Origin of the sequence: Steroidobacter sp. (assembly GCF_016790065.1) — a bacterium.
GTDB lineage: Bacteria > Pseudomonadota > Gammaproteobacteria > Steroidobacterales > Steroidobacteraceae > Steroidobacter.
In genome coordinates this window covers 1-4547 of the sequence record NZ_JAEUPY010000004.1, presented here as the reverse complement: position 1 = coordinate 4547, position 4547 = coordinate 1, and the positions used below count along the sequence as shown (strand labels likewise).

The 4547-nt window shown below is 61.1% G+C and carries 4 protein-coding genes; 3 read left to right on the top strand and 1 reads right to left on the bottom strand.

What is annotated here, in order from left to right; genetic code table 11:
- On the top strand, positions 1-319 hold a 319-nt coding region (locus tag JNL55_RS00065), incomplete at its 5' end, for a sensor histidine kinase (protein ID WP_293848047.1).
- Here the strand turns inward: JNL55_RS00065 and JNL55_RS00060 are convergent.
- Positions 291-2222: a TonB-dependent receptor plug domain-containing protein gene (locus JNL55_RS00060; RefSeq protein WP_293848046.1), complete on the bottom strand. Its 1932-nt coding sequence runs from the start codon at positions 2220-2222 to the stop codon at positions 291-293. The two genes, JNL55_RS00065 and JNL55_RS00060, sit on opposite strands and share 29 nt — an antisense overlap.
- A 61-nt stretch (positions 2223-2283) precedes the next feature.
- On the opposite strand from JNL55_RS00060, the gene JNL55_RS00055 reads away from it, so the two are divergent.
- Both JNL55_RS00055 and JNL55_RS00050 read left to right on the top strand, forming a co-directional pair.
- Complete coding sequence (locus tag JNL55_RS00055; RefSeq protein ID WP_293848045.1) at positions 2284-2694, top strand: YbaK/EbsC family protein; 411 nt, start codon at positions 2284-2286, stop codon at positions 2692-2694.
- A gap of 69 nt (positions 2695-2763) precedes the next feature.
- Positions 2764-4287: a serine hydrolase domain-containing protein gene (locus JNL55_RS00050; RefSeq protein WP_293848044.1), complete on the top strand. Its 1524-nt coding sequence runs from the start codon at positions 2764-2766 to the stop codon at positions 4285-4287.
- Positions 4288-4547 lie beyond the last annotated feature (260 nt).

The following is a 4547-nucleotide window of genomic DNA, read 5'->3' as shown; positions in this document are numbered from 1 at the left end:
CTACACGCCAAGCAGTGGACGCGTGCAAGTTCGCGTGGCTGTGACCGATGTGGGGCCGCGACTTGAAATCCATGATTCCGGGCCGGGCATCGCGCTCGAAGAACGTGTCGCGGTGTTACAGCGATTTCGTCGCGCCAGCGCCGACACCAGCGGTTATGGATTGGGGTTGTCGATCGTGCGCCGTATTGCCGAGTTGCACGGTGCGACATTCGAATTGAGTGACTCCTGCTTGGGAGTGGGCCTGTGCGCAGCGGTCCAGTTTCCCAAGCAGGCGCTAGCTTCGAGCCGTGCTACAACTCCAGTTTCACGCCGAGATTGAACGTGCGCCCAGCGAGCGGTGCCCAGACATCCGTGATTCTCTCGCCTGTAGCAGACGGCGTCACCAGTAGCAAGGGATCGAAATTCGTCTGTCGCACATTGGTGAGATTGATGGCGTTCAGGAACACCGCGACTCGACCGAGTTTGATCTGCGCCAATGCGCTGATCTCGAAGTAAGGGCGGCCGACGCTGCGATAGGGATTGTCGAACAACCGTTGTCGGCCGGTGTACGACACTTCCACGCCAATCCGGCCGCGATCTTCATCTTCGATGAGCGCCACCAGCTCAGCGGCAAATTCAGGAATGAGATCCGAATCGCGCCGACCGCCGCCCGGCGCGGCTTCCGTGACGTCGAGGTAGGTAGAGCTGCCGATCACATGCAACAGACCGTTGACGTAGCGAACCAGCAATTCAGCGCCAAGCACGCGTCTGGGCCCGTCAGCGTTGATGAGTTCCAGCCTGCCAGGCTGCAGCGCTGACCGGATCGTCAGCGGCTCGCGAATCTGCGAACCGAACAAACTGCCGTTGATTTCCCAATTGTCCTCCTGCCATTGAACATCGACCGAGTAACTCATCGCTTTCTCGGCGCGAGCCTCGTCGACTGGGAGCAGGGCCAGCAGGCTGGTCGCTTCGATCTCCTCCATCACTGGTGTCGGTGCGGCAAAGCCACTTCCGATCGAGGCGCGCACGGTCCAATCCGGCTGCGGACGTAGCAAGGCGGAAAGGCGAGGACTGAAGAAGGTGCCGTACTCGTTGTGGTCGTCGATGCGTGCGCTCGCCGAGAGCGTCAGCAAGTCGGAGGGAGAGAATTCGTCCTGCGCGAATATCGCCGGTACGACGTAACGAAACTGCGCGTCAGGTGCATCGACGGAGCGCAGCTGTTCGTATTGCACGGCCAGTCCGGCCAGCCATTTGTGTCCCTGGGAATGGCCCGACAGAGTGCCTTCCGCAAACGCCGTCGTCTGGCGGTCTTCGACTCGTTGAGCGGCAAAGTCGCGCTCTCGTTCCAGCCGGGTTGCGGACCAGCGTGTATCGAGTGCGTGGTCGCCTGTGATGTTGAAATGCATCGTCATGCCGCCGTCGATCCGACGTGTCTGCAGCGAGTCGCGAAACGCGCTGCCGTCGGCGAGTGTTCGTCGCGGCATGGTGCCGCCATAGCGATCCTCGTCCACGAAACCGACCGTTGCAAACACCGACTGCCCCGCGTCGCCTTCCCAAAACACGCGCGGCCGTAGGGTGTAGCGTCGATAACCGGCGAGATCTGCCCAGGCGTCTGAATTCAGATCTTCACGACTCTGATCGTGCGCGCCGGCGATGAGGGTGTAGCCCAGTCCAGCAATCGGCGGGCCGGAGAAGAACCCGACGACGTCGGTGGCGCCACGCGACGATCGATTCAACAACATTTCAGATTCGCCGCCCGGAGCGCGCGACGCGAGGTTCAGCACGCCACCCAATGCCGAGCCGCCATAAAGAGCGGAGCCCACCCCTTTGATGACTTCGACGCGCGCTAGGTCGAGTGGCGGAGTCTGTAGCAGGCCAAATGCGTCGGTCTGCGCTCCGAGCAACGGCAAGCCGTCTTGCAAAACCAATGTATGGCGGCCGGACAGGCCTCGCATGCGCAGCGTCGCACCGCCGAGTCCAGGCGCTGTCGATTGGATGTGCAGTCCGCCGAGTTCGCTCAGTAGCGTGGAGAGATTGCCCGGCTGCACTGTCAGGTTCTCTTCGATTTCTTCCTCAGGCAGCACTTCCACGCGGATCGGCTCGTCCCGGACCAGGTTGCCGCTCCGGGTGCCTGTCACCACGATCGTGTCTATCGACTCTTCTTCCTCTTCGTCCGCCCAGACGGCGGGCGGTAGCGCGGTCAAACAGAGGACGGTCAGTAGCGGCCAGCGCAGAGCGTGCATGCGTCGATTTCCAAGCGAATGTCGAACGCGATGGTACTGACATGAGCTTAGGCGAATCTTAATGCGGCTCTGGATGCCGCTGAGCGGCTGCAGCGGTGGGCGCGCGATGGATGTCACTGGCATATTTCAAAACAAAGAATATTTGGGTGTCGTTCGGCACTTACGTGAGCACGGATTGGAGCTCATGGCTCGCAAGCTGGCCAGTCGCAAGTTTTCGTTCGGCAAGCCGGAGGCGATGGAACAACTGCTTGGCATTCGACCCGGCGCGGTGTCGCCGCTGGCCGTGATCAATGACCGCGAAGGCCGGGTTCAGGTCGTCATCGATGCGAGCTTTCGCGCTGCCGACGTCATCAATGTGCACCCTCTGCGCAATACCGCGACAGTGTCGATGTCGACAGCGGATTTGCTCACGCTGCTCGATCGCTGGAACCACCGCGCCATCGTTTCGGATCTGCAGTCTCCGGAGCCGTAGCACCGGTACGTATTTTGGACGAATCCCCCTGCGTGAGCGTCTCTAGTAGAGCCACAGTGGGGGATCACGATGAATGGAACAGTTCGAGCGCTGGTAGCGATTGTCGCGAGCGTGGCGGCGCCTGCGTCGATGGGAGCTGCACCAGCCGACCGGTTTGCGTCCGTACGTGAGTCGATCCAGCAGGAGATGCAGGCCAAGAATGTCGCGGGACTGTCGCTGGCGGTCTGGCAGAACGGCAAGATCGTGTGGGAAGAGGGCTTCGGCTGGGCGGATCGCGAGCGACGCGTTCCGGCCACGGAGCACACGATGTTCTCGCTGGCCTCGTTGTCCAAGTCGATGACCGCCACGGCGTTGATGACGCTGGTCCAACAAGGCAAAGTCGATCTCGACGCGCCGATCAACGACTACCTTGGTGAAGATGCGGTGACCGTGCGCATTGGCGACCCCAAGCAAGTTACCGTCAGGCGCGTGGCGAATCACACGTCGGGGCTGGCGGAGGGCGAGCAGTTCTTCTACGGCGATGAGCGCCGCTTGATTCCTTCCATGCAACAGACCATTCATCGCTACGGCGTCGTGATGGCACCGCCCGGCGAGCGCTATGGTTATTCGAACATCGGCTACGGCGTGCTGGGGGAACTGATCGCAAAGGTGTCGGGACGAAGCTACGCGGATTACCTGCGCGAAGCGGTGTTTCTGCCGCTCGGGATGACGCATTCATCGGTGGATATCGGTGCGGGGCTGGCGCAGTACGCCGCCATTCGTTACGACAATGCGAATGAACCCATTCCCAACTATGGCTTCGCCGAACCCGCTTCCGCGGCGGTGTATTCGAGTGCTCACGATCTGGCACGCTTTGGCATGTTCTTCCTGAAGCAGCGACAGTCGCAGCAGCGCGCGATCTTGAACGATGCGTCGATCGATCACATGACCGACCAGCTGGTGCTACGCGCGACGCCGAGAGCCGAACCGGGATCGCGTTACGGCGTGGGTTGGGTCGTCAGCGAACGAGGCGGCTATCGCTTCATCGGACACGGCGGTTCGATGTCCGGTGTGAATACCAACATGTCGATGGTGCCGGAAACCAAAACCGGCGTGGTGGTGCTGGTGAACGCCGGTGGCGATGCCTGGGCGGAGCGGATTCGAGATCGAATCTTTGCAATCCTGCTGCCGCAGCGGCCGTCGACCATGCCACCGGCTGCGGCTGCGACGTCGACGGCGACGGCGACAGCCTTTCGACCGAGCTCCGAGTTGCTCGGTGTGTGGGCAGGCAAGATCCACACTTACGAAGGCGACCTGCCCATGAGCATGAAGGTGCTGGCCTCCGGTGACATTCATGTGAAAGTCGGCAGCGGCTCGGGCGCATTGGAGACGCTGCTGAACGGTGCGAGGTTCAACAATGACGAACTCACTGGCGAAGCGTTGAGTCAGATCTCGACTGCCGACACGCAACGTTACCCGCACACCGTGTCGATACGGCTAAAATTGCGAGGCCAGACGTTAAACGGCTCGGTGGCGGCGGTCACGGATCACCCGAAGTTCTTCGTGTATGCGCTGCCTTATTGGACGGAGCTGTTCCGAGTGACGACGCCCTGAGTCCAAGGGGCATTTTCAATAAGACGAATGAAACTCGAAGTTACCGGAAACGACTTCAACCCCCTGTTTGCCGGCAGTTTTTGACGTTATCGTGGCGGGATGGATGAGAGCCTGAAAGTGTGGTTCGCGCGGGAGGTCCTGCCGCACGAAGGCGCGTTGCTGAACTATCTCAAACGCCATTGGCCCGATCACGATGAAATCCGCGATCTGCGCCAAGAGGTCTACGTGCGTGTCTACGAAGCGGCGCGAAGAGCGCGCCC